Here is a 2016-nt window from a genome sequence, read left to right on the forward strand (position 1 = left end):
GTGTCGGGAAGCTCATCAAAATCAATTCGCTAACGTCCTGTTATCCTTAACCGCCACTTAACCACTATGGTTAACAATGCTCTCAAACGGCGCTTGCGATTGCGATGGCGCCACCTTCGGGAGCCGGATCATGACAGTCAAATCGCGCATAGCGCTGGCGCTTGCAGCAATCGCCCTGACGCCGCTGTCGCAGGCACTCGGCGCCGACTACGACCCGCCGATCTATGTCGACCAGGCGCCGGACTACGTGCCGGTCGAAGTCGGTTCGGGATGGTATCTGCGCGGCGATGTCGCTTATTTACCGGAAGAGAGCTTCGAAAATGAGGATTTCGCCTTCACGCCGGCGAGCTTCAGCGACAAAGAAGATCCGATCTTTGCCAGCATCGGCTTCGGTTACCATTTCAACGACTATCTGCGTGCCGACCTCAATCTCGGCTATCTGCCCGGCAACGAGATTGGCGTCGGCTATGACGATTCAGCGATTGCGGCAGAGGCGACCGTGGCATCAGCATCCCTGGAGAACTACGCCTTTTCGGGCATGCTCAATGGCTATGTCGATCTTGGCACCTATGTCGGGATCACGCCCTATCTCGGCGCGGGTATCGGCGTCGTCCAGAGCAAGCGCAAGCTTTCGGCGAGCTATTTCACCGACAATGATGACCCCGCCGACGATTTCGTTCTGCAGGACAACAAGACCCAGTATTCCCTTGCCTATACGCTGAATGCGGGCCTTGCCTATCGAGTGTCCAAGAATGTCTCCGTTGATCTGGGCTATCAGTATTTTTCCGCGCCCGACGCCGAATATGCCACCGCAGAGGATCTGGATTCGTATCCGATCCGCAAAGGGATCAGCAATCATCAGGTCAAGATCGGGTTGCGTTACGACCTCTGGTAGGAGCCGCGCAGGCGACAATCAAGACGGCGGATCTTCGGGTTCGCCGTTCGTGTTTTTAGGCCATGACATTCTCACCACAGGTGACCAGTATCCTGCCAGCGACAAAAACTTTCCCCTTGACGCCTGACGCCTGAACGCATATCGCCGTCCGTGGGCCACCCCTCCCCAACGAGGGGCCACTATCTGGAAGGATAGACCACGATGACGACGCATACGAAGCCCGGACTCCGTCCGGCAAATCCCAATTTTTCCTCAGGTCCCTGTGCAAAACGCCCCGGCTGGTCGGTCGAGGCGCTGATCAATGCCGCGCTCGGACGCTCGCATCGCGCCAAGATCGGCAAGACCAAGCTCGAGCAGGCGATCGAGCTGACGCGGGAGATACTTCAGGTTCCGGCAGACTATCGCATCGGCATCGTGCCGGCGTCGGATACCGGCGCGGTTGAGATGGCGCTGTGGTCGCTGCTCGGCGAACGCGGCGTCGACATGGTCGCCTGGGAGAGTTTCGGTTCCGGCTGGGTCACCGATGTGGTCAAGCAGCTGAAGCTTGCCGACGTGCGCAGGATCGAAGCCGGCTACGGCGCGCTGCCGGACCTGACAAAAATCGATTTCGACCGCGACGTGGTCTTCACCTGGAACGGCACGACATCGGGCGTGCGTGTGCCGAACGGCGATTTCATCCCGGCCGCTCGCCGCGGCCTGACCATCTGCGACGCCACTTCGGCGGCCTTTGCGCAAAGGCTCGATTTCCAGAAGCTCGACGTCGTCACCTTCTCCTGGCAGAAGGTGCTGGGCGGCGAAGGTGCGCACGGCATGCTGATCCTCAGCCCGCGCGCCGTCGAGCGGCTGGAAAGCTACAAGCCGGCCTGGCCGCTGCCGAAAATCTTCCGCCTGACCTCGGGCGGCAAGCTCATCGAAGGCATCTTCAAGGGCGAGACGATCAACACGCCGTCGATGCTGTGCGTGGAGGACTATCTCGACGCGCTGCGTTGGGCGAAGTCGATCGGCGGCCTCGACGCGCTGATTGCCCGTGCCGACGCCAATGCCGCCGTTCTCGACGGCTTCGTCCGCAAATCCTCATGGCTCGGCCATCTGGCCACCGACCCGGCGACGCGGTCGAACAC

General features: G+C 60.5%; 2 protein-coding genes. Both read left to right on the forward strand.

What is annotated here, in order from left to right; genetic code table 11:
- Positions 1-130: 130 nt before the first annotated feature.
- On the forward strand, positions 131-895 hold the full coding sequence (locus tag EOB36_RS33675) for an outer membrane protein (protein ID WP_126104545.1): 765 nt from the start codon (positions 131-133) through the stop codon (positions 893-895).
- Between the two features lie 201 nt (positions 896-1096).
- Positions 1097-2016 (forward strand): phosphoserine transaminase (locus EOB36_RS33680; RefSeq protein ID WP_128286582.1); only part of this gene is annotated, 920 nt, incomplete at its 3' end.

This window comes from Mesorhizobium sp. M6A.T.Cr.TU.017.01.1.1 (genome assembly GCF_004023115.1).
In the GTDB taxonomy this organism is placed as follows: domain Bacteria; phylum Pseudomonadota; class Alphaproteobacteria; order Rhizobiales; family Rhizobiaceae; genus Mesorhizobium; species Mesorhizobium mediterraneum.

Excerpts from the sequence above, each read along its gene's own strand:
- EOB36_RS33675 (WP_126104545.1), top strand. The coding sequence starts at position 131 with ATGACAGTCAAATCGCGCATAGCGCTGGCGCTTGCAGCAATCGCCCTG.